The organism is Nonomuraea sp. NPDC051941 (assembly GCF_044593615.1).
On sequence record NZ_JBIUCF010000027.1, the window covers coordinates 129,733 to 153,311 of the forward strand.

The following is a 23,579-nucleotide window of genomic DNA, read 5'->3' on the forward strand; positions in this document are numbered from 1 at the left end:
CCTCTCAGGGGACGGTCGTGAATTCGGTGACCCCCGCGTGGATGGCGTCGGTCATGCGCCGGTGCCAGGCGATGTCGCGCCACATGCCGTCGAACTGGGGGCCGCAGAAGTTGCTGGTCGCCAGCGCCTCCCAGCGCCCGGTGGCCAGCGCGGCCCGTACCCCGATCTCGCACAGCTCCTTGACCCAGCCCCAGTCGCGGCCGGGGCCGTCCTTGTAGTTCACGATCCCCCAGCATTCGGTGGTCACCAGCGGCTTGCCGGCCGCCCGCGACCACGCCGCGACCTCCCCGATGTGCTCGGTCAGGCGGCCGGCCCACCGCTGCGGGTCGGACCGGTACAGGCGCTCGGCCGGGCCGGACAGCGGCTCGTAGGCCCGCGGGTCGAACTGGGAGTGGTGCAGGTCGTAGCCGATCTCCGCGTAGAAGTCGGTGGTGGCCTGCGGTGTCATCCACACGTGCGGTTCGAGCAGGTCCAGCTCGGACAGGTCCTCGCCCGGGGCGCCGGTGGTCTCGGTGCAGCCGGACAGCGTGTAGCGGTAGCGGGGGTGGGCGGCGCGCAGGGTGGAGATCGCCTCTTTGGCCCAGGTCTGTACGGCCGCGTCGCCCCGGGACAGGGTCTCGGCGCTCGCGTCGTTGCCGTACAGGAAGGGCGCCCACATCGCGAGCGGCCACTCGTTCACCAGGTCGACGAAGTAGACGGCGTCGGCGAGGCCGGCGTCCTCGATCGCCGAGAGGGTGACGTCCCAGATCCGGGCCAGGTCGGCCGGGGTCCTGATCCGCGAGCGGACGTCGTGCTCGTCCTTCCTGAACCACGAGGACAGCGCGACCCGCAGCCCGCGGTCCGCGCATGCCCGGATGAAGTCGAGCAGGCCGGGCAGCACGCGTACGGAGACCGGCTCGGTGGCGCCCCAGGACTCGAAGTGCCACACGGGGAGCAGGCGCCAGGTCCGCTCCGGATCGGCCGCCACCAGGTGGGGGAAGGCGTCGATGCGTACCGCGTCGTAGCCCCGTTCGGCCAGTTCGTCGAGTGCGCGGTCCCAGTCCTGGTAACCGGCGCCGTCCCAGCGCCGTTCGAGCCAGGAGAAGTCCCACATGGTGATCGCTAGGGGACTGGTGGTCAACGTCATAGTCTCAACATCCGTTCGATGTTGGTCTTACCAGATTGGTAGATCGTGGCTGGCCGAAGCGTGACTGTCAAGGCTCCTCTTGGTCCTTGCGGGTTACTGGTCTAACCAGCTAGCGTTCTTGGACCATGAGCACCCGAGCCGTCGCCGGCCTGGAGACCATCCGATGCCCGATTCAGCCCAACGTGCTCCTGATGCGGCTATACGCCGACGACGGCCTCATCGGCCTCGGCGAGTCGTTCTTCGGGGCGGAGGCGGTCGAGGCCTACCTGCACGAGACCGTCGCACCACTCCTCGTGGGAGCGCCGCTGCCCAGCCCCGAGCGGCTGCGCCGGCTGCTCACCGGCCATGTGGGCTTCCAGGGCAGCGGGGTCGAGACCCGGGGCAACGGGGCCGTCGACATCGCCGTGTGGGACCTGCTCGGCAAGGCCACCGGGCAGCCCGTCGCCACCCTGCTCGGCGGCCCCTACCAGGACAGCCTCCCCGTCTACAACACCTGCGCGGGCCCCTCCTACGTCAAGAACGAGCCGCGCCAGGCCGTCTCCAACTGGGGCCTGGCCGACACGTCGCGGTACGAGGACCTGCGCGGCTTCCTGGAACGGCCGGGTGAGCTGGCCAAGGAGCTGTGGGACGAGGGACTGCGCGCCATGAAGGTGTGGCCGTTCGACCAGGCGGCCGAGCGCACCGGCGGCATGAGGCTGGAGCGGGCCGACCTGCTGGCCGGCCTGAAGGTGCTCGACGACATCAAGAACGCCGTCCCCGAGATGGACGTCATGGTCGAGCTGCACGGCCTGTGGAGCCTGCATGCCGCGCTCGGGCTGGTCAAGGAGCTCGAACGCGTCAGCCCGTACTGGGTCGAGGACCCGCTGCGGTCCGACAGCCAGGCCTCCTATGCCACGCTGCAGGCCGCGACGCCGGTGCCGCTGGCCACCGGTGAGACGCTGACCGGGCAGCGCGCGTTCCGCGGGCTGCTGGAACGCGCGGGGATCCGGGTGGCCATCGTGGACATCGGCTGGACGGGCGGGCTGACCGAGGCCCGCAAGATCGCCGCGCTCGCGGACTCGTACGACCTGCCGTTCGCGCCGCACGACTGCACCGGGCCGATCTCGTTCGCGGCGTGCGTACACCTGGCCCTGAGCCAGCCCAACGCGCTGGTGCAGGAGAGCGTGCGCGCCTTCCGCCACACCTGGTACGGGGAGCTGGCCACCGGCCTGCCGCTCGTGGAGGACGGCCGGGTGCGCCTGGAGGACCGGCCCGGCCTGGGCGTGGAGCTCACCGACGGCCTCACCAGCCGCCCGGGCGTCACCACCCGCCTGACCGGCACCCGCCCATGAGCCGCGCCCGGCGGAGCGGGGTGCGGAGATGACGCGGATGGCGGCGTTGCGCTGGTACGGGCGCGGCGATGTGCGGCTGGTCGAGACCGAGGTCCCCAGCCCCGGTCCCGGCGAGGTCCTGATCGCGGTGACGCTCTGCGGCATCTGCGGCAGCGACGTCGAGGAGTACCGGGCGGGACCGATCGTCGTGCCGGTCACGCCGCACCCGCTGACCGGCCGGACGGCCCCGCTCACCCTGGGGCACGAGGTCGTCGGCGTGGTCGCCCGCCCCGGCCCCGGAGTCGACCTGGCCCCGGGCACCCCGGTCGTCCCGGACGTCGTGCTGGGCTGCGGCCGGTGCTGGTGGTGCGCCCGCGGGGACTACCCGCTGTGCGAACGCGGGGCGGCGCTCGGACTGCAGGACGATGGAGGGCTGGCCGAGTACCTGGTGGCGCCGGCCGGCCGCTGCGTCCCGCTGCCCGAGGGCATGCCCGCCGAGGTCGCCGTCTTCGCCGAGCCCGCGGCGGTCGCCGTACGGGCGCTCGACAAGGCCGGTGACGTGTCCGGGGCCGTGGTCGCGGTCGTCGGATCCGGCGCCATCGGGCTGCTGGTCGCCCAGGTGGCCGTCTGCCGCGGGGCGGCGGCCGTCGTCGCGGTCGACCCTGACCCGGGCCGCCGCGCGCTGGCCGATTCGTGCGGCTTCACCGGCACGGCGCCCGGCGAGGCGGCGGACGCCGTCCGCGAGCTGACCGGCGGCCGTGGGGCCGACGTGGTCGTGGAGAGCGCGGGAACGCCCGCCGCGGTGACGGACGCGCTGTCCCTGTGCCGCCGCGGCGGCACCACGGTCCTGCTCGGCGTCACCCCGGAGCCCGCCGTCCTGTCCACGCTGGACGTGGTGCTGGGGGAGAAGCGCATCGTGGGGTCGGCCTCGCACCGATGGGACACCGACGTACGCGCCGCCGTCGCCCTGCTGCACGCCGGTCACATTCGGGTCGATCGGCTCCCCGTCCAGACCGTCCCGCTCCCGGACGCCGTACGACGCGGCCTGGCCGACCCGCCCCGTGACGTCCTGAAGACCATCGTCACCGTCACAAGCGCCTGAGCGGACGGCACGCCGCCCCGCGTGCCGCCGTCAGTGTTCGATGCTGGCGTTGAAGTGGGCCAGGCCCCGGGCGAACGCGGCCAGCTCCTCCGGGGTCCAGTCCTTCAGGACCGTGGCGAGCCCATGGATCCGGTACTCGCGCTCCCCAGCGACCCGCCGCAGCCCCTCCTCGGTGATGCGGAGCTTGCGGGCCATCCCACCCTCGGGGTCGGGGATGCGCTCGGCGAGCCCGTCGCGGAGCAGGACGGCGGTCTGCCGGTTGACGGTGGAGGTGTCCAGGCTGAACGCCTGCGCGAGCTGGCCGATCGACATCGGCCCCTCGGCCTCCAGCCGGCTGAGCAGGATGTAGCTGCTGCCACGCTCCAGCCGTCGTTCCGAAGCAGGCGCGGCCGACGACGCCAGCTCCTTATATCGGCCGATGAGCATGAGCTCGCGCTCGATGTCAACGATCTCCTCGCGCATGATTACCTCCCCACGGCGGTCAGAATATCCCTCTATATGGTGATGTGTAGGATACATACCATATGCATCGTGCATATAATTCTGCGAGATACGGGAGAACTCATGAGTTCAACGCGTGCCGCACCGTCCAGTGGAGCGATCATCAGCGTGCTGGCGGCGGCGGGCATCACGGTCTCGCTGATGCAGACCCTGATGGTGCCGCTGATCGCGACCCTGCCGACCCTCCTGCACACCACGGCCGCCAACGCCTTCTGGGCCATCACCGCGACCCTCCTGGCCGGCGCGGTCGCCATGCCCGTCTCGGGGCGGCTCGGCGACCTGTACGGCAAGCGCCGCGTCATGATCGTCAGCGCGGTCCTGCTGGCCGTCGGCTCCCTGGTGTGCGCCCCCGCCAACTCGCTGGCCCCCATGGTGATCGGCCGCGCGCTGCAGGGACTCGGGATGGGCGTGATCCCGCTGGGCATCGCCATCATGCGGGACGTGCTGCCGCCGCAGCGGCTCGGCTCGGCCATCGGCCTGATGAGCTCCTCGCTCGGCGTGGGCGGAGCGCTCGGCCTGCCCGCCGCCGCGTTCGTCGCCCAATACGTGAGCTGGCACGCGCTTTTCTGGGGAGCCGCCGCGCTCGGCGTGGTGATGAGCGTGCTGATCTTCATGATCGTGCCGGAGTCGCCGGTCAAGTCGCCGGGGCGCTTCGACTTCGTGGGTGCGGTGGGGCTGGCGGCCGGTCTGGCCCTGTTCCTGCTGCCGGTCTCCAAGGGCAGCGACTGGGGCTGGACGAGCGGCACCACGCTCGGCATGTTCGCCGCCTCGGCGGTGATCCTGCTGCTGTGGGGCTGGTGGGAGCTGCGCGTGTCCGCGCCCCTGATCGACCTGCGCACCAGCGCGCGCCGTCAGGTGCTGCTGACCAACCTGGCCTCCATCGTCATCGGCTTCGGCATGTACGCGATGTCGCTGATCACGCCGCAGCTCCTGCAACTGCCCGAGGCCACCGGGTACGGCCTGGGCCGGTCGATGGTCGAGGCCGGGCTGTGGATGGCCCCGGCCGGGCTGGTCATGATGGCGATCTCGCCGGTGGCCGCCCGCCTGTCGGGGGCTCGCGGGCCCAAGACGTCCCTGCTGCTCGGGACGATCGTCATCGCCTCCGGCTACCTCCTGGCCCTCGTCCTGATGGGGCACGCGTGGGGTGTCCTGGTCTTCTCGTCCGTGGTCAGCGCCGGGATCGGCTTCGCGTACGCGGCCATGCCGTCCATCATCATGAGCGCCGTGCCGCGTACCGAGACGGCCGCCGCCAACGGGCTCAACAGCCTGATGCGCTCGATCGGCACGTCCTGTGCCAGTGCCGTGCTCGGGGCGGTGCTGGCCAACCTGACGGTCACGTTCGGGTCCGTGACGCTGCCGTCCGAGGCCGGGTTCCGCGCCGGCTTCCTCATCGGCGGCGGGGTCGCCCTGGTGGCGGCGCTCATCGTCCTGACCATCCCCGGCCGCCGCGCCGCGCAGCCGCAGCCGGCCGGCCTGCCCACCGACACCGACCAGCAGGTCCGCACCCGCTGACCCGCGTGGGTGGCAGGCCGCCACCCACGCGGGTTACGTCGTGCCCAGCTGGCCGCGGCGCAGGCGGGCGGCCTTGGCCATGTTCCAGCCCAGCACCGCCGTGACCACGCCGTCGAGCCGGTAGAGGGCGACGAAGCGGTTCTGCTCGGGGTCGCCCTCGACCACGCTCACCTCCGCCTCGGGCGACGGCAGCCCGTGGACCTGGAGCTTGACGTCGTACTGGTCGGTCCAGAAGTACGGGACGGGAGCGTAGGCCAGGTTCTCGCCGAGGATGTTGGCGGCCACGACCTGGGCCTGCTCGACGGCGTTGGTCCGGTTCTCCAGCCGCAGCCGCCGGCCGAGCCCCTCGTGCTGCCAGGAGGCCACGTCGCCCACCGCGTAGACGCCGTCGCCGGCGCGGCAGCGGGAGTCGCACTCCACGCCGTCGTGCAGAGTCAGCCCGCTGTCGCCGAGCCACCCGGTCGCGGGGCGGGAGCCGATCGCCACCACCACCGCGTCGGCGGGCAGCAGCTCGCCGGACGCCAGGCGTACCCCGGTCACCCGGCCGCCCTCGGAGGCCAGGCCCTGGACCCCGACGCCGAGCCGCAGCCGGACGCCGTGCTCGGCGTGCTTCCTGGTGAGCAGCGCGGCGGCCGGATCGCCGAGCTGGTCGGCCAGGACCGCGCGGCCGAGGCCGACGAGGGTGACGTCCAGGCCGAGACCGCGTGCGGTGGCGGCCACCTCCGCCCCCAGCACGCCTTCGCCCACGACGACGAGGCGCGGTCCTTCGAGCAGGTGGGCGCGGAGCCCGAGCGCGTCGTCCAGGGTGCGCAGCACGTGCACGCCCGCCAGTCCGTCCTGGCCGGGCAGCCGGGACGGGGCCAGCCCGGTGGCCAGCACGACGGCCTGCGCGCGCAGGGTCCGCCCGGAGGCGGCGGACACCTCCCGCGCCTCGGGGTCCAGCCGCACCGCGGGGTCGCCGAGGATGAACGTCGCGCCCAGCTTGTCCAGCTCTGTCTCGGCCCGCAGATGCGCCCGCTCGCTCTCCCACGTGCCGGCCAGCACCTGCTTGGACAGCGGCGGGCGGTCGTAGGGCGGGTGCGGCTCGGCGCCCAGGACGGTCAGGCCGCCCTGGTGGCCCTTGCGGCGCAGCGCCTCCGCGACGGCCAGGCCGCCGGCGGAGGCGCCCACGATCAGGACGTCCGTCAAGACTGCCCGTCCAGGGTGATCGCGGCGGCAGGGCAGACGGCGGCCGCCTCGCGTACGGCGGCGTGCAGGGGCTCGGCCGGCGACGGGTCCAGCAGGATCACGATGCCGTCGTCCTCACCCTGGTCGAACACCTCGGGGGCGATCAGCACGCAGCTGCCTGCCCCGCAACATTTGTCCGTGTCGACGGTGACGTTCATCAGAGACTTCCTTTCGGTTCTACCAGCGCCGCAGGCCGCCGCCGACGAGCCCTTCGCGGCACTTCAGCTCCTCGGCGGTCAGGCCGCCGACCAGCCGCCGTCAACCGGGACGATCGCCCCGTTGACGAACGAGGCGGCGTCCGAGGCGAGGAACAGCGCGGCGTCGGCCATCTGCTCCGGCTGGGCCAGCCGCTCGCCGAGGGCGAGCACGGGACTGAGCCGGGCGGCGCCGGTGGGGTCGAAGGAGGCGTTCGTGGCGATGTTGGTCATGGTGGGGCCGGGCAGGATGGCGTTGCAGCGGATGCCGTCCTTGGCGTGCGCCCAGGCCACGCTGCGGGTCAGGCCGACGACGCCGTGCTTGGACGCGGTGTAGGCGGCGCCGGCCGCCCCGCCTCGGATGCCGGCCTCCGAGGCGGTGTTGACGATCGCGCCGGAGCCCTGGCGCAGCATGTGCGGCAGCACCGCGTGGGTGACCAGGAACGTGCCGGTCAGGTTCACCCGCAGGACCCGCTCCCACAGCTCGACCGGGATGTCGGCGGGCAGCGCCATCGTGTCCATGATCCCGGCGTTGTTGCACAGCACGTCGATGCGGCCGTACGCGCCGATCGCCGCCTCGGTCAGCGCGGCCACCGACGCCTCGTCGGCGATGTCGGCGGAGACCGCGACGGCCGCCTCGCCGATCTCCTCGGCGGTCCGCCCGGCCGACTCCTTGTCGATGTCGCAGGCCACGACGCGGGCGCCCGCCTTGGCGAACGCCACGGCCATCGCCCGGCCGATTCCGGATCCCGCACCTGTGATCAGGGCGACGCGATCGTCGAATGTGCTCAAGAGCCCGTCCTTCCGCCAGCCGTCCTCCGGCCCGCCATGCTTGCGGCACGGCAACCGGACGATGTTGTCCGGTTGCTACGATACCCGCTGTGCCGGAGTCACGTCGACCGAACAGAGGACCGAGCGCCGCAGCCGAGAACCGGGCGGCGCTGGTCGCGGCCGCCCGTGAGGTGTTCGCCAGCGCCGGATTCAACGCGCCGCTGAGCACGGTCGCCCGCGCCGCCGGGGTCGGGCAGGGCAGCCTCTACCGGCACTTCCCCGACCGGATCAGCCTCGCGATGGCCGTCTTCGAGGACGGCGTCACGGAGCTGGAGGCGCTGGCGGCCCGGCCCGGCACCACGCTCGACGACCTGCTGGCGCTGCTGACCGAGCAGGCCATCGCCTCGACCGCGTTCATCGAGCTGGTCAGCACGCGGCCGAGCGAGCCCGATCCCCGCATCATCGACGTACGCGATCGCGTGGCGGGAGTCCTGGCGGGTGTGCTCGGCGACGCCCGGCGCGCGGGAGACGTCCGTGACGGCGTCTCGGCCGACGACCTGGTGCTGGCCATCGGCATGCTCGCCGGGGTCCTGGCCAAGACCCCGGCACCCGACCGGCGCGCCACCGCCGACCGGGTGTGGGCGCTGCTGCGCGAGGGCATCGCGCCCTGAGCGAGCCCGCGCCCGTCGCCGGGAGGGGTCACCGGCTGACCGCCCGCTTGTACAGGCGCGTGGCCAGCGGCACGAACACCACCAGGATCAGCACCGACCAGGACAGCGACACCGCCACCGCGTGCTGCAGCGGCCAGGCCTGCGGGCGGGTCGCGGCCGCGTTGCCGAACAGCTCGCGGGCGGCCTGGATCACGGTGGAGACGGGGTTCCACTCGGCGACGACCTTGAGCGGCCCCGGCAGGCGGCCGGTGTCGACGAAGGCGTTGGACAGGAAGACCAGGGGCATCGACACGATGGTGGCGATGTTGTTGAACACCTCGGGCGTGCGCAGGGCCAGCGCCACCGCCGCCGTCACCCAGGAGAAGGCGTACGCGAAGAACAGCAGCAGCAGGAAGCCCAGCACGGCCTCCAGCGGCGAGGTGTGGATGCGCCAGCCGACGGCCAGGCCCACCAGCGCCATCACGACGATGCTGGTCACGTTCATGAGCGCGTCGCAGACGGTCTGGCCGAGCAGCACCGCCGAAGGCGCCATCGGCAGCGTGCGGAACCGGTCGAAGATGCCCTTCTGCAGGTCCTGGGTGAGGGTGTAGCCGGTGATCTGCGCGCTGGTGACGACGGTCTGGACGAAGATGCCCGGGATCATGTACTCGCGGTAGGACATGCCCGGCAGCTCGATCATGCTGCCGAAGACGTACGCGAACAGCAGCACGAACACGATCGGCAGGATGACCGCGCCGCCGAGCAGGTCCGGGGCTCGTCTGATCTTGAGCGCGTTGCGCTTGGTGATCGTCACGCCGTCGGCGAGCGCGATCTGCAGGGCGTTCATCGGGCGGACTCCTTCTCGGCGGTGACCTCGTGGCCGGTGAGGGTGAGGAAGACGTCGTCCAGGGTCGGGCGGCGCAGCCCGGCGTCGCGGACTGTGACGCGTTCGGCGGCCAGCAGGCCGAGCGCGGTGGTGAGCGCGGCGGTGCCGCCGGTGACCGGGACCGTCACGTGCAGCGCGGTGGGGTCGATCCGCACCTCGCCGAAGGAGGCCAGGGCGTGCCGCGCGGCCGCCAGATCGCCGGCGCCGGCCACGGTCAGCTCGATCCGGTCGCCGCCTACCTGGTCCTTCAGCTCGTCGGCGGTGCCGAGCGCGATCACGTGACCGTGGTCGACCACCGCGATCCGATCGGCGAGGCGGTCGGCCTCCTCCAGGTACTGGGTGGTGAGCAGTACGGTCGTGCCGCCCGCGACGAGCTCGGAGATGACGTCCCACAGGCCCGCGCGGGCCCGGGGGTCCAGGCCGGTGGTGGGCTCGTCGAGGAAGAGCACGGGCGGGTCGGCCACCAGCGCGCCGGCCAGGTCGAGCCGGCGCCGCATGCCGCCGGAGTAGCCCCGCACCGGGCGGTCGGCCGCGCCGGTCAGGTCGAAGCGTTCCAGCAGCTCCCGGGCGCGCTGCCTGCTGCGCCCGGCGCCCAGGTGGTAGAGGCGGCCGACCATCTCCAGGTTCTCGGCGCCGGTCATGTGGTCGTCGACCGCCGCGTACTGGCCGGACGCGCCGATGCGCGAGCGCAGCCGGTCGGCCTGCGTGACGACGTCCAGGCCGGCGACGGTGGCGTGTCCGGCGTCCGGTCTCACCAGGGTGGTCAGGATCCGTACCGTCGTGGTCTTTCCTGCGCCGTTGGGGCCGAGCAGGCCGAGCACCGTGCCCTCGGGGACGGACAGGTCCATCCCGTTGAGGGCGACGACGTCGCCGTACTTCTTGACCAGGCCCTCGGCGTGAATGGCGGGGGGCATCGCGGGATTTCTCCTTTTGTTGGGAGGTTAACCATGATTTATGGGCATGACGGGATGGCGGACGGTCGCCCGCCCGCTTCGATCAGCGGGTGCTAGATGTCCAGGTCCTCGACGGCGGGCCGCTCGGCCAGGTCGGCGATCAGGTCGTAGAACTCGTCAGGGATCTTGCCGCGCAGCTCCTCGACCGTGTCGAAGACGTCCAGCGTGGCCGCGCCCTGCACGAAGCCCCATCTCGTCTCGCCCAGGCCGAGGTAGCCGCGCCAGGTGCTCACCCAGTCGTCGGACTCCGAGCCGCTCACCCAGTCGGGCGAGCGGTCGACGTGCAGGACGAACTTGCCCTTGCGCGAGCGGTACACCCGGAACATCTCCACCCGCCCGCTGCGGCTGGTGCGGCCCCACTCGCCGAGCAGCACGCCGGAGAAGCGCTGCTTGCGCCCGGCGCCCTGGCCGACCTGCACGATGATCTCTTCGTAGCCCTCCTGGCGGCCCTCCTCCATCTCGACGTAGCGCCGCAGCGCCACGCTGATGGCGGTCGACAGCTTGCCGCCGGCGAGCTCCTGCGCCCGCTGGAAGATCGGCAGATCCTCGTCCGACACGTAGATCGTTTTGTTCGGCATCGTCTCACCCTCATCCCGTATACGTATGAGTCTACGTATACGGGAAGCGGATGGCAACGGGGCTCTCAGTCGCGGTCGTCGACGGTGCCGTAGGAGGAGGCCCTGAAGAGGAAGGAGGCCCAGGACCGGTAGGGCCGCCACGCCTCGGCCAGCTTCCGGTACGCGCTCGGCGGCGCGTCCTCCGGCAGGCCGTACGCCTCGCGCAGGATCGCGAACAGGCGCGGCTCGTCGCCGGGGAACGCGTCCGGCGCACCCGCGCCGCGGATCAGGATCAGCCCCGCGGAGAACGGCCCCACGCCGGGCAGCGCGCGCAGCTCGGCCAGGGCATCCTGCGGGTCGAGCGCGCGCAGGTGCTCGGTGGTGAGCACGCCGTCGAGCGCCGCCCGCGCCAGGCCGCGCAGCCACTCCTCCTTCTGCGCCGGCAGCCCGAGGCCCCCGGCCTCCAACAGCGACACGGGCGGGGGGAAGGCCGGGTGCGCCTGCCCGTCGACGATGACCTTCGCGCCGTACCGGTCGGCGATGCGCTGCTTGATCCGCGAGGCGATGAGCATCGACGAACGCTGCACGATCACCGCCCAGCACGCGGCCTCCCACGGGCTCCAGAAGCACACCGGCCGCAGGCCGGGGCTGCGCCGCTGCAGGTCGCCGAGCACCGGGTCGGCCTCGCCGAGCTTGGCGAAGCCGGTGCCGTCGACGTCGAGGGACAGGATCCGCGCCACCTCGCCCCGGATCCCCGGCCCGGCGGGCCGCGTCGTGGCCACGGCGACCCCGCCCGGCGCGCCCGTCACGGTGACGCCGATCGGCAGCCAGTCGGATTCCGCGCTGTAGGCGAAGCGCATCGCCCGCCCGTCGGAGGGCAGCGCGCTGGTGGCCGGCCAGTCCTCGATGAACCGCAGCGAGGCGTCGAAGTCGAACGGGCCCTCGGCGGCGAGCGTGAATCCGTGCGTGGTCATGCGCGAATAGTAGGCGCCGGCAAGGACGGTCACGCACCGGAGCGGCCGCATGACAAGCGTCCGCGCCGGGCGGCCGGCCGTCGCGCCGAGCGGGACGGCCGGCCGCGGTGCTCAGCCGATCGGGCGGGGGAGGCGGATCGTCAGGATGCGGCTGGGGATGCCGGTGTCCACCAGGCGGCCGTTCGCGTCGAAGGTGCCGACGCCGAAGTCGTTGTCGTTGGCGATGGCGATGGTCCTCGGGTCGAGCACCGCGACACCCTCGATCTTGCCGGGCAGCCCGTCGATCGCCGCCAGGTCCACGGTCAGCGACTTGGCCGCCACGGCGACGTCCGCGGGAAGGGAAGCCTCCAGCGACGGCGTGGTCGCCGGGTCGTCGTGGCGGCCGCCGAGGAGGTCGGTCGCCTTGCGGAGGTCGACGGTGTAGAGGCGGGCCACGGCGTCGGTGCGCTCCTGGAGCAGCAGGCGGCCGGGCTTCAGCACGCTGAGCGCGGAGATCTTCATGTCGCCCTGCTCGGCGGCCGGGTCGAAGGTGGCGACGTCCTCCATCTTGTAGGCCCACTCGCCGGTGGGCCGCCCGGTCCGCAGGTCCACCCGCAGGATGCGGGCGATGCTGGAGGCCTTGCCGGTCTTCTTGTCGGGGTTGGCCAGCGGGCTCTGCACGGCCAGGTAGAGGGCGCGCTCGGAGGGCGAGACGCCGAGCGCCTCGATGCCGCGGTTCTGCTGGCGACTGGCGAAGATGGCGGGCAGCGTCTCGCGTACGGGGTAGCCGGCTCCGGTCAGGCCGAGCCCCTTGGGCACGTACCGGGTCAGGATCCGCCCGTCGCCGGCCACGTGCAGGAGCGAGGGGGAGTACTCGTCCACCAGCCAGAAGCCGCCGCGCCCGTCCGTGGCGATGTCCTCGGTGTCCAGCCCGTTCGGGTCGTAGGGGAGCGTGGTCAGGCCGTCCCAGGTGTAGGGGGCCTCGTCGTGGCCGGACTGGTTGGACAGGCCGGTGATCGGCGTGCCGTCGGACTTCTTCAGCGGGATGCTGCGCACGATGCGCGCCGTGCCGTGCCGGACGGCCACGCGCACGATCGCGGGCGCGAACTCCGGCACCGGGAACGTGCGCCGCTTCTCGCCGTTGACCTTCGGCTCGCCGTTCGGGCCGCGGTCGGTCACCATCCAGTACTCGCCGTCGCGCCCGGCGGGGTACAGGCCGCTGCCGACGCCGCCCAGCTTGACCCCTCGGGAGTCCTGGACGATTCCGGGCTCGAACGCGGCCAGGTCCGGCGCGGGCAGCGTCACGTCGGACAGGATTCGCGGCTCCTTCACGGGGGAGGCGGCGGCGGGCGCGGCGAGTGAGCCGGCAAGCGCCGTGCCGATGGCGAGTGCGGCGACAAGGTGACGAGACATGGCGCTTCCCTTAGGGGCAAATGTGCTGATTCGGGGTGGAACCTACAGAGGTTCGATGTCCAGCCGCCGAAGCGCACATGAACGCGCGTTGACGTCACCGCACGGCAACCTCAGGCGCCGTCGCGTGACGGCGCCTGGGCGCGCGGTGGGTCAGACCCGGAGCAGGGAGGCGCAGGCGGCCGCCGCCGCGTCGGCGTCGCCGATCACGACGGCTCGGGCGAGAGCCGTCAGGCGCTCGGCCGAGACCCGGGCGTCGTCCAGCGGCGCGGCCTCCGAGAGCAGGTCGTCGAGATCGGCGAGCAGGCTCGCCCCCGCGAGCCTGCGCACGCAGGGCCAGGTGTCGGAGAAGCGCACCGGCCGGCCGTCGGCGTCGAGCAGGGCGAGCCGGAGGCTGCGGTCGGGATGCGCCGCCGCGCTGCGCGCCAGCCCCGCCATGATCGCCTCGCGGGCCCGCGCGAGCTCCATCGGGTCGCGCTCGGCCAGCGATAACGCCGGGTCCAGCGGTGACTCCTGCCGGGTCTCCTGCAGCGCCGGCGCGAGCACCACGGCGCCGTTGCCGTGCTGGACCTCGACCATGCCCTGGACCTCGAGCGCCACCAGGGCGCGGCTCAGGGTCGCCCGGCTGACGCCGAGCTCGGCCGCCAGGCGACGCTCGGGCGGCAAGCGGTCGCCGGGGGAGAGCCCCTGTGCCTCGATGAAGCGCGCGATGTGGTCGGCCAGTTGCACGTAGAGGCGGGGACGCTCCATCCGCTCGGGAACCGCGGAGGTCTGCGGGCGCTTCTTGGTCACGGGGGACAGTCTATTGACATCCGGCGCAGTGGCGCAGAGGCTAGGCCAATCCGGAAATACGCACGTAACCGGAGAGTCACCTGACCCGAGGAGTCGCCGATGTCAGCGGAAGTCGTTGCGTTGGTTGTATTGGTGTTGGTGTTCCTGATAGCCACCGTCCGGTCCATCAACATGGGGGCGCTGGCGCTCGTGGCGGCTTTCGTCGTGGGCACCGCGGTGTTCGGCGTGGAGGTGTCGGACGTCCTCGGCGGCTTCCCGGCCAACCTGTTCGTCATCCTGGTCGGCGTCACGTACCTGTTCGCGCTGGCCAGGAACAACGGCACCGTGGACTGGATCGTGCACCGGGCCGTGGTCGCGGTACGCGGGCGCGTCGCCCTGATGCCGTGGGTGATGTTCGTGGTGTGCGCCGCGATCACGGCGATCGGCGCCGCCAGCCCGGCCGCGGTGGCCATCGTGGCCCCGGTGGCCATGGGCTTCGCCGCCCGCTACCGGATCAACCCGGTCATGATGGGCCTGATGGTGGTGCAGGGCGCCACCGGCGGAAGCTTCTCGCCGATCGGCATCTTCGGCGCGATCACCAACGGCGTCGTGGACAAGAGCCACCTTCCGGGCAACCCGGCCGTGCTGTTCTTCAGCGCGATGGGCGCCTGCGCGCTGATCAGCCTGGTCGGCTTCCTCACCCTGGGCGGCACGAAGCTGCTGCAGCGCGACCGCGAGACGCCGAAGCAGCAGGTCGCGACCCTCGCGCGCGCAGGCGCCGCCACCGGATCCGCGGGCGACTCCGCCGCTGACCCCGCCGACGACGCCCTGCCCCGCCTCGACGCGCAGCGCTCCCTCACGCTGGTCGGCCTGCTCGTGCTCGCCGTGGGCGCGCTCGTCTTCGACCTCGACATCGGCTTCCTAGCCCTGGCGGTGGCGGTCGTGCTCACGCTGATCTTCCCCTCCGCGGCCCGCGGCACCGTCGACAAGATCAGCTGGGGTACGGTGCTCCTCGTCGGCGGCATCGTCACCTACGTCTCCCTGCTGGAGGACCAGGGCACGGTGAAGTGGCTCGGCGACGGGGTCGCCCACGTCGGCGCCCCGCTCGTGGCCGCGTTCCTGATCTGCCTCATCGGTGCCGTGGTCTCCGCCTTCGCCTCGACGACCGGCATCCTCGGGGCGCTCATCCCGCTCGCCGTGCCGTTCCTGCAGACCGGTCAGGTCGGCGCCGTCGGGCTGGTCACGGCGCTGGCGATCTCCTCCTCGGTGGTCGACTGCAGCCCGTTCTCGACGAATGGGGCCCTGGTCGTCGCGAACGCGGACGTGTCCGAACGCGACAACGTCTTCAAGCGCCTGATGACCTGGGGCATGACCATCATGGTGGTCGCGCCGGTGCTGTGCTGGGTGATCCTCGTCGTGCCGGGGAGCCTGTCATGAGCGGCCCGCTCGCCGGTTACGTCGTCGTCGACCTGACCAGGGCGCTGGCCGGGCCGCACGCCGCGATGATGCTCGGCGACCTGGGTGCGCGGGTGATCAAGGTGGAGCAGCCCGGGAGCGGCGACGACACCCGGGGCTGGGGCCCGCCGTTCGCCGGCTCCGAGTCCACGTACTTCCTGTCGTGCAACCGCAACAAGCAGTCGATCGCCCTGGACCTGAAGGACGAGGACGGCCGGGCCACCCTCGAGGCCCTGATCCGCAAGGCGGACGTGCTGCTGGAGAACTTCCGCGCCGGCGTGCTCGACCGGCTCGGTTTCACCACCGCGCGCCTGCTCGAACTCAACCCGCGGCTGGTCGTGCTGTCCATCACCGGGTTCGGCCACGACGGGCCGGAGGCCGGGCGGGCCGGCTACGACCAGATCGCGCAGGGCGAGGCCGGGCTGATGTCGCTCACCGGGTCCGGGCCCGACGACCCGCAGCGGGTCGGCGTGCCGATCGGCGACCTGCTGGCCGGCATGTACGGCGCGTACGGCGTGGTCTCCGCGCTGCTTGAACGCGAGCGGACCGGCCGCGGCCAGGTCGTGCGCACCTCGCTGCTGGCCGGGATCGTCGGGGTGCACGCCTTCCAGGGCACCCGCTGGACCGTGGCCGGCGAGGTCGGGCGCGCCCAGGGCAACCACCACCCGTCCATCGCCCCGTACGGGCTGTTCCGGTGCGGGGACGGCCACGTGCAGATCGCGGTGGGCAGCGAGGGACTGTGGCAGCGCTTCTGCGCCGAGTTCGGCCTGGACCCGCGGGAGCCCGGCCTGGCGACGAACGCGGAGCGGGTGGCCGCGGGCCGGCGGCTGGTCGAGCTGGTCGAGGCCGCCTTCGCCCCCTTCGGCGCGGACGAGCTGCTGCGCCGGCTGGCCGCCGCGGGCGTGCCCGCCGGCCGGGTGCGCAGCCTGGACGAGGTGTACGACTGGCCGCAGACCAGGTCGCAGGGCCTGCTCATCGACGTCGAGCACGCGGGCATCGGCGGGATCACGCTGCCCGGCCCGCCGCTGCGGTTCTTCGACCCGGCCGGGCCGGAAGGCGAGGTCGAGATCACCCGGACCGACCACGCCGCGCCTCCCGTGCTGAATGCCGACGAGGAGGAGATCCGCTCGTGGCTGGCCGGATGACCGCGCTCGAACTCGTCGAACTCGCGCTCGACGACGGCTCCTTCCGCAGCTGGGATCGGCCGCTCGGGCCGGTGGAGGACGCCGACGTGACCGCCGCCAGGCAGCGCACGGGCCTGGACGAGGCGGTGATCACGGGGGAGGGGCTGCTGCACGGCCGCCGGGTGGCCGTCGTCGCCTGCGAGTTCGGCTTCCTCGCCGGATCCATCGGGGTCGCCGCCGCCGAACGCCTGGTGTCGGCCGTGGAGCGGGCGACCGCCGAGCGGCTGCCGCTGCTCGCCGCGCCCGCCTCGGGCGGCACACGGATGCAGGAGGGCACGGTGGCGTTCCTGCAGATGGTGAAGATCTCGGCCGCGGTCACGCAGCACAAGGCCGCGGGCCTGCCGTACCTGGTCTACCTGCGCGATCCCACCCTCGGCGGCGTGCTCGCCTCGTGGGGCTCGCTCGGCCACGTCACGGCCGCCGAACCCGGCGCGATGATCGGCTTCCTCGGCCCGCGCGTCTACCGGTCCCTGTACGGCGAGCCGTTCCCGGAGGGCGTCCAGGTCGCCGAGAACCTGTACCGGCACGGCCTGGTCGACGCCGTGCTGCCGCCGCAGGCGCTGGCCGGGATCGCCGACCGCGCGCTGCGCATCCTGCTGACTCCACCGGTGGAGCCGCCCCTGGGTGGGATGCCGCCGTCCGAGCCGCTGCCGGACGTGCCCGCGTGGGAGTCGATCACCCGCTCCAGGCGGGCCGACCGGCCCGGCGTCCGGCAGCTGCTCCGCTACGCCGCCTCGGACGTCCTGCCGCTGAACGGGACCGGCGAGGGAGAGCAGGACCCGGGGCTGTACCTGGCGCTGGCCCGCTTCGGCGGCATCTCGTGCGTGCTGCTCGGCCAGGACCGGCGCACCCAGACCGACGTGGGGCCGATGGGCCCGGCGGCCCTGCGCGCGGCCCGGCGCGGCTTCCGCCTGGCGCACGAGCTGAACCTGCCGCTCGTCACCGTCATCGACACCCCCGGCGCGGCGCTCAGCCCCGAGGCGGAGGAGGGCGGGCTGGCCGGCGAGATCGCCCGATGCCTGTCCGAGCTCGTCACCCTTGAGGCGCCGACGCTGTCGATCCTGCTCGGCCAGGGCTGCGGCGGCGGCGCGCTCGCGCTGATCCCGTGCGACCGGGTGCTCGTCGCCCAGCACGGCTGGCTGTCACCGCTGCCGCCCGAGGGCGCCAGCGCCATCGTGCACCGCGACGTCGAGCACGCCCCGGAGCTGGCGGCCGCGCAGGGTGTGCGCTCCGCCGACCTGGTCGCCGACGGCATCGCGGACCGGGTCGTCCCCGAGCGCCCGGACGCGGCCGACGAACCGGAGGCGTTCTGCCGCCGCGTCGGGCGCGAGCTGGAGCGGGAGCTCGCCGCGATGCTGCCGCGCCGCCGCCCCGACCTGCTCACCGAACGGCTCCGGCGCTACCGCGCCCTCGGCACCACCCGCGACCGGGCCCAGGCGGCCGGCTAGAAGCGCCCCAACCGCTCATTCAGGCGTCTCTGCGCAGGGCCCATTCGACGCCCGGACAGCGGTCCATGACGACGTCGAGGCCGGCGCTCAGGGCGCGTTCGGCGGCCGACTCGTCGATGACGCCGAGCGGGAGCCAGATCGCCTTGGCCCCTGCCGCGATCGCCTCGTCCACCGACTCCCCCGCCAGCTCGGCGCGCCGGTAAACGGCGACCACGTCCAGCGGGTCCGGCACCTCGGCCAGCGACGCGTGCCCGGGCTCGCCCAGCACGGTCTCGGCGGCCGGATGGACGGGAATGACCCGTCTGCCCCGAGCCTGGAGCAGCCGGGCCTGGTCATAGGCCGTGCGCTCCGGATTGTCGCTCAGGCCCACGAAGGCCCAGTGCCGCGCCCCGTGAAGCAGGCGCTTGATGACGTCGCCGTCGGCGAAGCGGTCTCCCATGCTCGGCACCAACACGGCGCGCCCGCCGGAACTTCCCGCATTCATCTTCCGCTCAGCGGTTGCCGCGCTTTCGACGCCGTCGACCTCCGCATATGGTCCAGAGCGTTGAAGAGCGCTCTCGCGACCGGCCTTTCTGTCCGCGTGCTGGCGAAAGCCACGCCCGTTCCACAGAGGTAGAGCATGAGATCTTCTCTCGTTTTCGTCGCGCTGGCCCTCGCCGCCGCGCTGGTCGGCGGCGCGGGTAGCGCCCAGGCGGTCGCCGACCCGCTGCTGTCCCAGGGCAAGCCCGTCACCGCGTCGTCCGCCGAGAACGCCGGCACGCCCGCCTCGGCGGCCGTGGACGGCAACGCCGCCACCCGCTGGTCGAGCGCCTTCGGCGACCCGCAGTGGCTGCGGGTCGACCTCGGCGGCACCGCCGCCATCAGCCAGGTGGTGCTCAGCTGGGAGTCCGCGTACGGCAGGGCGTTCCAGATCCAGACCTCCGCCGACGGCCTGACCTGGACCGCCGTCTACGCGACCGGCACCGGCACCGGCGGGACGCAGACCCTCGCCGTGACCGGGAACGGGCGGTACGTACGGATGTACGGCACCGCCCGCGGCACGGCCTACGGCTACTCGCTGTTCGAGTTCCAGGTCTACGGCACGATGGGCGGCACCACGCCACCTCCAGGGGGCACCATCCCCGACCCGACCACCCAGTCGCTGGAGGCGACCACCGGCCCGCTGGCCACCGCGACCTACACCGTCCCCAACCCCAGCGGCTACAAGGCGGGCACGATCACGTATCCGACGGCCAGTGGCTCGTATCCGGGCATCGTGCTCATGCCGGGCTACCAGGGCACCCAGCAGAACCTGAGCTGGCTCGGCCCGCGCCTGGCGTCCTGGGGCTTCGTCGTCCTCAACGTCGACACCAACACGCTGTCCGACAGCCCCGACCAGCGGGGCACCCAGATCAGGGCGGCCGGCACCCAGCTGCTCAACCTCGGCAACGCCACCGGCAACCCCATCTCGGGCAGGCTGAACGGCGTGCTCGGCGCCGCGGGCCACTCCATGGGCGGCGGCGGCACGATGGTGGCGCTGCGCGACGACGCCCGGTTCAGGGCGGGCGTGCCGCTGGCGCCCTACCACCAGAGCGGGAGCTTCGCCGGGGTCGCCAAGCCGACCTTCTTCCTGACCTGCGCGAGCGACGTCGCCGCGCCCGGCGGCACGTACGCCAGGCCCTGGTACAACAGCATGACGCAGGCCGAGAAGCTGTACATCGAGGTCCCCGGCGACCACCTCTGCCCGATGACCGGCTACGGCAACAAGGCCAAGCAGGGCAAGTGGATCGTGTCGTTCTTCAGCCGCTGGCTGCGCGACGACGCCCGCTTCACCCCGTTCCTGTGCGGCAGCGTGCGTGACGCCGACCGGAACAACACCTCGCTGGTGACCCAGTGGACGGACACCTGCCCGTTCTGAACGACGTGACCCGGGCACGGCTCCCGAGAGGGGGCCGTGCCCGGTCCGGGCTAATTGAGCACCGAGTGGCGCCGGCTGTAGGCGAAGTAGATGAGCAGCCCGATCAGGAACCAGACGGCGAAGCGCAGCCACGTCACCGGACTCAGGAACGTGATCAGCCAGATCGAGAAGAGCGCCCCGACGCCCGGCACCACCGGCATCCCCGGCAGGCGGAACTGGCGCGGCAGGTCGGGCTGCCGGTAGCGGAGCACGATCACCGCCACGCACACGACCACGAACGCCAGCAGGATCCCGATGTTCGTCAGCTCGGCCGCCTCCCGGATGGGCAGGAACCCGGCGATCAACGCCGACGCGACGCCCACGATCCAGGTGACCCGCGTGGGCACCCGGCGCACCGGATGCAGCTTGGCGAACCAGTGCGGCAGCAGCCCGTCCCGGCTCATCGAGAACCAGACCCGGGTGACGCCGAGCATGAACGTGAACATGACCGTGAGGATGCCCACCACGGCGCCCGCCGCGATCAGGGACGCGAGCCCGGGCAGCCCGACGGAGGCGAACGCCGAGGAGAAGCCGCTCTCGGGATCGATCTCCCGGTAGTTCTGCATGCCGGTGAGCACGAGCGTGGCCAGCACGTACAGGACCATGGAGATGGCCAGCGAGTAGATGATCGCCTTCGGCATGTGCCGCTGCGCGTCCCGTGACTCCTCGGCCGCGGTGCTCATCGCGTCGTAGCCGAACACCGCGAAGAACACGGTGGCGGCACCGGTGATCGCCCCGCTGACCCCGAACGGGAAGAACGGCGTGTAGTTGTACGGGTTGATGTAGAAGAAGCCGACCACGATCACCAGCAGCACGACGGCGACCTTGATGCCCACCACGGACGTCTCGAACCTGGCCGCGGCGCGGATCCCGAGATTCAGCAGGAAGGCGATGAACAGGCACAGGATCGCCGCGAACAGGTCCACCACGTGCCCCGCGCCGGTGCCGGGCGCGCCGAGCATCCACGCGGGCAGCGTGAAGCCGAGCTGCTCCACGAGGAAGCCGAAGTAGCCGGAGATGCCGATGGCCACGACCGCGACGATGGCGGTGTACTCCAGCAGCAGGTCCCAGCCGATGCACCAGCCGACGATCTCCCCGAGGACCGCGTACCCGTAGGTGTAGGCGGACCCGGCCTTCGGGATCAGGCCCGCGAACTCGGCGTACGAGAACGCGGCGGCGGCGCTGGCGATCCCCGCGATGAGGAACGAGACGAGCACGGCCGGCCCCGCGGTCTGGTTGGCGACCGCGCCGGCCAGGGCGAAGATGCCCGCGCCGATGATGCCGCCCACGCCGATGGCGGTGAGCTGCCACAACCCGAGCGTCCTGGCCAGCTCGCCCTCGTGCTCGGTGGCGATGAGCTCCACCGGTTTGCGTCTGAAGACGCCTCCTGAAGTTGTCATGACGCCCCCGATGCGACTATGTGCGTCCGTCCTGCCCACCAGGGCCGTCCCTATGCGAAGGAGCCCTGGTGGGCGGGGTCACGGGCGCCACGTGCCGCCCGTCCGCGAGGTGCTGCTGCAGCTCGACATGCCGGAACTGGTAGTACGGCCCTTCCGTGCGCAGCAGGCCCAGCCGGTGGGCGTCGTCCAGGAAGTCCATCGCCCGCAGCGGCAGGCTCCCCCGGGTGGCCAGGCGGGGGATCGTCAGCTTGTAGGCCAGCCAGGCGTGGTGGCGGCCCAGGACGAGCCCGAACAGCAGCCCCAGCACCAGGCCGACCAGGATCGACATGTCCGGGGGGATCCCCGAGTACAGCAGGACGCCCGCGGTGGCGAGCCCGACCACGAGCCCGCCGATGATCCGGATGGCGGTCAGGTTCCGGTCGGCCTGCCAGGTCGAGCGCGGGGATCTGGCCGTCAGGTCGGCGGTTGGGCTCTCGACCCAGCGGATCAGGCTGAGCAGGGCGACGAACCCGACGAAGGACAGCAGCCCGATCTGCACCGAGGATCTCAGGGCGAAGACCGGCTTCCCGCTCGCGTAGGCCATGAGCCAGCCGACGATGGCCCCCAGGGCTCCGACGATCAGCCCGTCCCGGAGGGCGGGAAGGAGCTCGGCGAGCCTGCCGCGCAGGTGGAAGTCGGCGTGGCCCGGCGACTCGGTGAACCAGGAGCCGATCAGGGTCTCGGCCACGAGCGCGGAGAACAGGCCGGCCATCGCGCTGAAGAAGAGCGACTTCGTCAGCAGCCCGAAGGCCAGCCCGACCACGACCCCGATCACGGCGGCGGCCCCGAACCGGACCGTGCGGCTGGAGGTGTAGCGGGCCAGGTGCCACCACGCCACGTCGCGCGGGTCCTCCTCGTTGCGCTCGAGCTGGCGGGACAGGTACGTGAGCCAGCGGTCGACCTGCTCCGGCGTCCAGGCGTGCTGGGGCCGGAAGGGCTGCGGCGGGCCCTCGGCGGGCGTACGCGTGCTCACCAGAGCCGGGATGAGCTGGTCGCACAGATGGTCGTGCAACGTCGCCGCGCTGCCGCGCCCGAGCGCCAGCAGCGGCGTCGGATCCACCCGCGGCGCGATGTAGGTGGCGCGGACCAGCCAGAGCCCCAGAGACGTCGAGGTGACCTCGGACAGTGCGGGGACGGTGCCCTTGCGCAGCTCCTCCAGGACCTGGGGCCAGACGGAGTGGGGCACCGGCGGCAGGCACGCCTCCAGGTAGTCGGCCGACGCGGCGGGGGACATGGGCTGTGGCTCGATGACCGCCGCCGCCGTGAGGGCGTCGCCGATCTCCTCGACGGACTCGGCGAACTGGTCGGTACGGCAGGTGAGGATGAGCTGGTCGGTCTCGTACATCGACCGGTTCAGCGCGGTCAGCATGTCCGCGCGGGCGGTGTCGGGCAGCTCGTCCAGGCCGTCGATGACGGGTAGCACCTCGCCCCGGGCCACGAGCGTCTCCGGCATGTCCGTGCCGAGGCCCTCCGCGCGCAGCGCCGGATAGTCCAGCGCCAGGCTCGCGGCCAGCCAGTCCTGCAGCCGCCCATAGAGGCGGTCGTCCCAGCGGGCGGCCGACAGCAGCACCGGGACGGGCTCCTCCGGCTTCCGCGTGCGCAGCAGTTCGAGGACGAGCTGCACGGCCAGGGTGGTCTTGCCGGTGCCCGGGCCGCCCAGGATGACCAGCCGGCGGCAGCGCAGGGCGCGGAAGTTACGTGCCATGTCCGCGATGTGCACGTCCAGGCCGGGGAAGGCCACGGTGCCCTTGGCGATGATCTCGGGACGGTCGGCGAGCTCGCGGCGCTCGGTCGAGTGCCAGGGCAGCGGCATGGGCTCGGGATCGCACAGCGAGCGCAGGACCGTCTCGTCGCGCCACTGCTGGGTCACCAGCCCGGAGAGGACGTCTTTGGCGGTGGCGACGTCGGCCGAGGTGGGGGCGGCGGTGGCCGCGCCCCGCTTGCGCCACCAGGTCAGGAACTGCACCAGGCCGTTGCCCAGCCCTATCGCGCCCGTCACCGCCGCGATGATCTGAGCGGATCCGGCCGTGATCCCCCAGTCCTTCGGCAATCGGGTGGCCACGGTCAGGATCATGGTGGCCAGGGCCAGGAGCAGAACGCCGAGCACCACCGACATCTTGGCCTGGCGATTCTGCCAATATCGTGCGCCCATAAATCCAGTATGTGCGGATAAAGAGGCTGGTAATTCTCCACG

At 72.4% G+C, this 23,579-nt stretch carries 22 protein-coding genes; 8 read left to right on the forward strand and 14 right to left on the reverse strand.

What is annotated here, in order from left to right; translation table 11 throughout:
* Positions 1-4: 4 nt before the first annotated feature.
* Positions 5-1,120, reverse strand: coding sequence for a cellulase-like family protein (locus ACIHFD_RS37875; protein WP_397371081.1), 1,116 nt, complete (start codon positions 1,118-1,120; stop codon positions 5-7).
* A 131-nt stretch (positions 1,121-1,251) separates the two neighbouring features.
* Between ACIHFD_RS37875 and ACIHFD_RS37880 the strand changes: the two genes are divergently transcribed.
* Together ACIHFD_RS37880 and ACIHFD_RS37885 are read left to right on the forward strand one after the other, a co-directional pair.
* Positions 1,252-2,457 carry a mandelate racemase/muconate lactonizing enzyme family protein gene (locus ACIHFD_RS37880; RefSeq protein WP_397371082.1) on the forward strand — a complete coding sequence of 402 codons (1,206 nt, stop codon included), beginning with the start codon at positions 1,252-1,254 and terminating at the stop codon, positions 2,455-2,457.
* A 28-nt stretch (positions 2,458-2,485) separates the two neighbouring features.
* Positions 2,486-3,538, forward strand: a complete 1,053-nt coding sequence (locus tag ACIHFD_RS37885; protein ID WP_397371083.1) for a zinc-binding dehydrogenase — start codon at positions 2,486-2,488, stop codon at positions 3,536-3,538.
* A gap of 30 nt (positions 3,539-3,568) precedes the next feature.
* Here the strand turns inward: ACIHFD_RS37885 and ACIHFD_RS37890 are convergent, their stop codons facing one another.
* On the reverse strand, positions 3,569-4,000 hold the full coding sequence (locus ACIHFD_RS37890; RefSeq protein ID WP_350740953.1) for a MarR family transcriptional regulator: 432 nt from the start codon (positions 3,998-4,000) through the stop codon (positions 3,569-3,571).
* 102 nt (positions 4,001-4,102) lie between these two features.
* Here ACIHFD_RS37890 and ACIHFD_RS37895 point away from each other — a divergent pair, with 102 nt between their 5' ends.
* Complete coding sequence (locus ACIHFD_RS37895; RefSeq protein ID WP_397371084.1) at positions 4,103-5,551, forward strand: MFS transporter; 1,449 nt, start codon at positions 4,103-4,105, stop codon at positions 5,549-5,551.
* A gap of 33 nt (positions 5,552-5,584) precedes the next feature.
* On the opposite strand, the gene ACIHFD_RS37900 is transcribed toward ACIHFD_RS37895, so the two are convergent.
* From ACIHFD_RS37900 to ACIHFD_RS37910, 3 genes are all read right to left on the reverse strand, one after another.
* Positions 5,585-6,739 (reverse strand): NAD(P)/FAD-dependent oxidoreductase, encoded by a 1,155-nt coding sequence (locus ACIHFD_RS37900; RefSeq protein WP_397371085.1) that lies wholly within the window; start codon positions 6,737-6,739, stop codon positions 5,585-5,587.
* Positions 6,736-6,936: a ferredoxin gene (locus ACIHFD_RS37905; protein ID WP_350740959.1), complete on the reverse strand. Its 201-nt coding sequence runs from the start codon at positions 6,934-6,936 to the stop codon at positions 6,736-6,738. Before ACIHFD_RS37905 ends, ACIHFD_RS37900 begins: the two co-directional genes overlap by 4 nt.
* 78 nt (positions 6,937-7,014) lie before the next feature.
* Positions 7,015-7,764, reverse strand: a complete 750-nt coding sequence (locus tag ACIHFD_RS37910; RefSeq protein ID WP_397371086.1) for an SDR family NAD(P)-dependent oxidoreductase — start codon at positions 7,762-7,764, stop codon at positions 7,015-7,017.
* A gap of 89 nt (positions 7,765-7,853) precedes the next feature.
* On the opposite strand from ACIHFD_RS37910, the gene ACIHFD_RS37915 reads away from it, so the two are divergent.
* A complete protein-coding gene (locus tag ACIHFD_RS37915; protein ID WP_350740962.1) occupies positions 7,854-8,414 on the forward strand; it encodes a helix-turn-helix domain-containing protein in 561 nt (186 codons plus the stop codon).
* Positions 8,415-8,442: 28 nt separating this feature from the next.
* Here ACIHFD_RS37915 and ACIHFD_RS37920 read toward each other — a convergent pair whose 3' ends face one another.
* The 6 genes from ACIHFD_RS37920 to ACIHFD_RS37945 all read right to left on the reverse strand — a co-directional run bounded on the left by ACIHFD_RS37920 (position 8,443) and on the right by ACIHFD_RS37945 (position 13,944).
* A complete protein-coding gene (locus ACIHFD_RS37920; RefSeq protein WP_397371087.1) occupies positions 8,443-9,240 on the reverse strand; it encodes an ABC transporter permease in 798 nt (265 codons plus the stop codon).
* Positions 9,237-10,193, reverse strand: coding sequence for an ATP-binding cassette domain-containing protein (locus ACIHFD_RS37925; RefSeq protein WP_397371088.1), 957 nt, complete (start codon positions 10,191-10,193; stop codon positions 9,237-9,239). Before ACIHFD_RS37925 ends, ACIHFD_RS37920 begins: the two co-directional genes overlap by 4 nt.
* 92 nt (positions 10,194-10,285) lie before the next feature.
* Positions 10,286-10,810: an EXLDI protein gene (locus tag ACIHFD_RS37930; protein ID WP_185072484.1), complete on the reverse strand. Its 525-nt coding sequence runs from the start codon at positions 10,808-10,810 to the stop codon at positions 10,286-10,288.
* 65 nt (positions 10,811-10,875) lie between these two features.
* Positions 10,876-11,763 carry a DNA-3-methyladenine glycosylase family protein gene (locus tag ACIHFD_RS37935; protein ID WP_397371089.1) on the reverse strand — a complete coding sequence of 296 codons (888 nt, stop codon included), beginning with the start codon at positions 11,761-11,763 and terminating at the stop codon, positions 10,876-10,878.
* Positions 11,764-11,874: 111 nt separating this feature from the next.
* The gene (locus ACIHFD_RS37940) at positions 11,875-13,155 is read right to left on the reverse strand and encodes an esterase-like activity of phytase family protein (RefSeq protein ID WP_397371090.1); all 1,281 of its coding nucleotides are present in this window, start codon (positions 13,153-13,155) and stop codon (positions 11,875-11,877) included.
* Between the two features lie 150 nt (positions 13,156-13,305).
* Positions 13,306-13,944: a GntR family transcriptional regulator gene (locus tag ACIHFD_RS37945; protein WP_364257198.1), complete on the reverse strand. Its 639-nt coding sequence runs from the start codon at positions 13,942-13,944 to the stop codon at positions 13,306-13,308.
* Between the two features lie 99 nt (positions 13,945-14,043).
* On the opposite strand from ACIHFD_RS37945, the gene ACIHFD_RS37950 reads away from it, so the two are divergent.
* From ACIHFD_RS37950 to ACIHFD_RS37960, 3 genes are read left to right on the forward strand one after another with little or no spacing between them, the layout of a single operon-like run.
* Entirely contained in the window at positions 14,044-15,360 is a 1,317-nt protein-coding gene (locus ACIHFD_RS37950; RefSeq protein WP_397371091.1) for an SLC13 family permease, read from the forward strand.
* Positions 15,357-16,523, forward strand: a complete 1,167-nt coding sequence (locus ACIHFD_RS37955; RefSeq protein WP_397371092.1) for a CaiB/BaiF CoA transferase family protein — start codon at positions 15,357-15,359, stop codon at positions 16,521-16,523. The genes ACIHFD_RS37950 and ACIHFD_RS37955 overlap by 4 nt, the downstream gene beginning before the upstream one ends.
* Positions 16,508-18,010 carry a carboxyl transferase domain-containing protein gene (locus ACIHFD_RS37960; protein ID WP_397371093.1) on the forward strand — a complete coding sequence of 501 codons (1,503 nt, stop codon included), beginning with the start codon at positions 16,508-16,510 and terminating at the stop codon, positions 18,008-18,010. The genes ACIHFD_RS37955 and ACIHFD_RS37960 overlap by 16 nt, the downstream gene beginning before the upstream one ends.
* A 19-nt stretch (positions 18,011-18,029) precedes the next feature.
* Here the strand turns inward: ACIHFD_RS37960 and ACIHFD_RS37965 are convergent, their stop codons facing one another.
* Positions 18,030-18,449 (reverse strand): CoA-binding protein, encoded by a 420-nt coding sequence (locus tag ACIHFD_RS37965; protein WP_397371094.1) that lies wholly within the window; start codon positions 18,447-18,449, stop codon positions 18,030-18,032.
* Positions 18,450-18,629: 180 nt separating this feature from the next.
* On the opposite strand from ACIHFD_RS37965, the gene ACIHFD_RS37970 reads away from it, so the two are divergent.
* Positions 18,630-19,907, forward strand: coding sequence for a discoidin domain-containing protein (locus ACIHFD_RS37970; protein ID WP_397371095.1), 1,278 nt, complete (start codon positions 18,630-18,632; stop codon positions 19,905-19,907).
* A gap of 50 nt (positions 19,908-19,957) precedes the next feature.
* On the opposite strand, the gene ACIHFD_RS37975 is transcribed toward ACIHFD_RS37970, so the two are convergent.
* Both ACIHFD_RS37975 and ACIHFD_RS37980 read right to left on the reverse strand, forming a co-directional pair.
* Complete coding sequence (locus ACIHFD_RS37975) at positions 19,958-21,346, reverse strand: amino acid permease (RefSeq protein ID WP_397371096.1); 1,389 nt, start codon at positions 21,344-21,346, stop codon at positions 19,958-19,960.
* A 16-nt stretch (positions 21,347-21,362) separates the two neighbouring features.
* Entirely contained in the window at positions 21,363-23,537 is a 2,175-nt protein-coding gene (locus ACIHFD_RS37980) for an NACHT domain-containing protein (RefSeq protein ID WP_397371097.1), read from the reverse strand.
* Positions 23,538-23,579 lie beyond the last annotated feature (42 nt).

Coding starts and splice junctions, on each gene's coding strand:
- ACIHFD_RS37880 (WP_397371082.1), top strand. CDS start 1,252: ATGAGCACCCGAGCCGTCGCCGGCCTGGAGACCATCCGATGCCCGATT.
- ACIHFD_RS37885 (WP_397371083.1), top strand. CDS start 2,486: ATGACGCGGATGGCGGCGTTGCGCTGGTACGGGCGCGGCGATGTGCGG.
- ACIHFD_RS37890 (WP_350740953.1), bottom strand. CDS start 4,000: ATGCGCGAGGAGATCGTTGACATCGAGCGCGAGCTCATGCTCATCGGC.
- ACIHFD_RS37895 (WP_397371084.1), top strand. CDS start 4,103: ATGAGTTCAACGCGTGCCGCACCGTCCAGTGGAGCGATCATCAGCGTG.
- ACIHFD_RS37905 (WP_350740959.1), bottom strand. CDS start 6,936: ATGAACGTCACCGTCGACACGGACAAATGTTGCGGGGCAGGCAGCTGC.
- ACIHFD_RS37920 (WP_397371087.1), bottom strand. CDS start 9,240: ATGAACGCCCTGCAGATCGCGCTCGCCGACGGCGTGACGATCACCAAG.
- ACIHFD_RS37925 (WP_397371088.1), bottom strand. CDS start 10,193: ATGCCCCCCGCCATTCACGCCGAGGGCCTGGTCAAGAAGTACGGCGAC.
- ACIHFD_RS37930 (WP_185072484.1), bottom strand. CDS start 10,810: ATGCCGAACAAAACGATCTACGTGTCGGACGAGGATCTGCCGATCTTC.
- ACIHFD_RS37935 (WP_397371089.1), bottom strand. CDS start 11,763: ATGACCACGCACGGATTCACGCTCGCCGCCGAGGGCCCGTTCGACTTC.
- ACIHFD_RS37940 (WP_397371090.1), bottom strand. CDS start 13,155: ATGTCTCGTCACCTTGTCGCCGCACTCGCCATCGGCACGGCGCTTGCC.
- ACIHFD_RS37950 (WP_397371091.1), top strand. CDS start 14,044: ATGTCAGCGGAAGTCGTTGCGTTGGTTGTATTGGTGTTGGTGTTCCTG.
- ACIHFD_RS37955 (WP_397371092.1), top strand. CDS start 15,357: ATGAGCGGCCCGCTCGCCGGTTACGTCGTCGTCGACCTGACCAGGGCG.
- ACIHFD_RS37965 (WP_397371094.1), bottom strand. CDS start 18,449: ATGGGAGACCGCTTCGCCGACGGCGACGTCATCAAGCGCCTGCTTCAC.
- ACIHFD_RS37970 (WP_397371095.1), top strand. CDS start 18,630: ATGAGATCTTCTCTCGTTTTCGTCGCGCTGGCCCTCGCCGCCGCGCTG.
- ACIHFD_RS37975 (WP_397371096.1), bottom strand. CDS start 21,346: ATGACAACTTCAGGAGGCGTCTTCAGACGCAAACCGGTGGAGCTCATC.
- ACIHFD_RS37980 (WP_397371097.1), bottom strand. CDS start 23,537: ATGGGCGCACGATATTGGCAGAATCGCCAGGCCAAGATGTCGGTGGTG.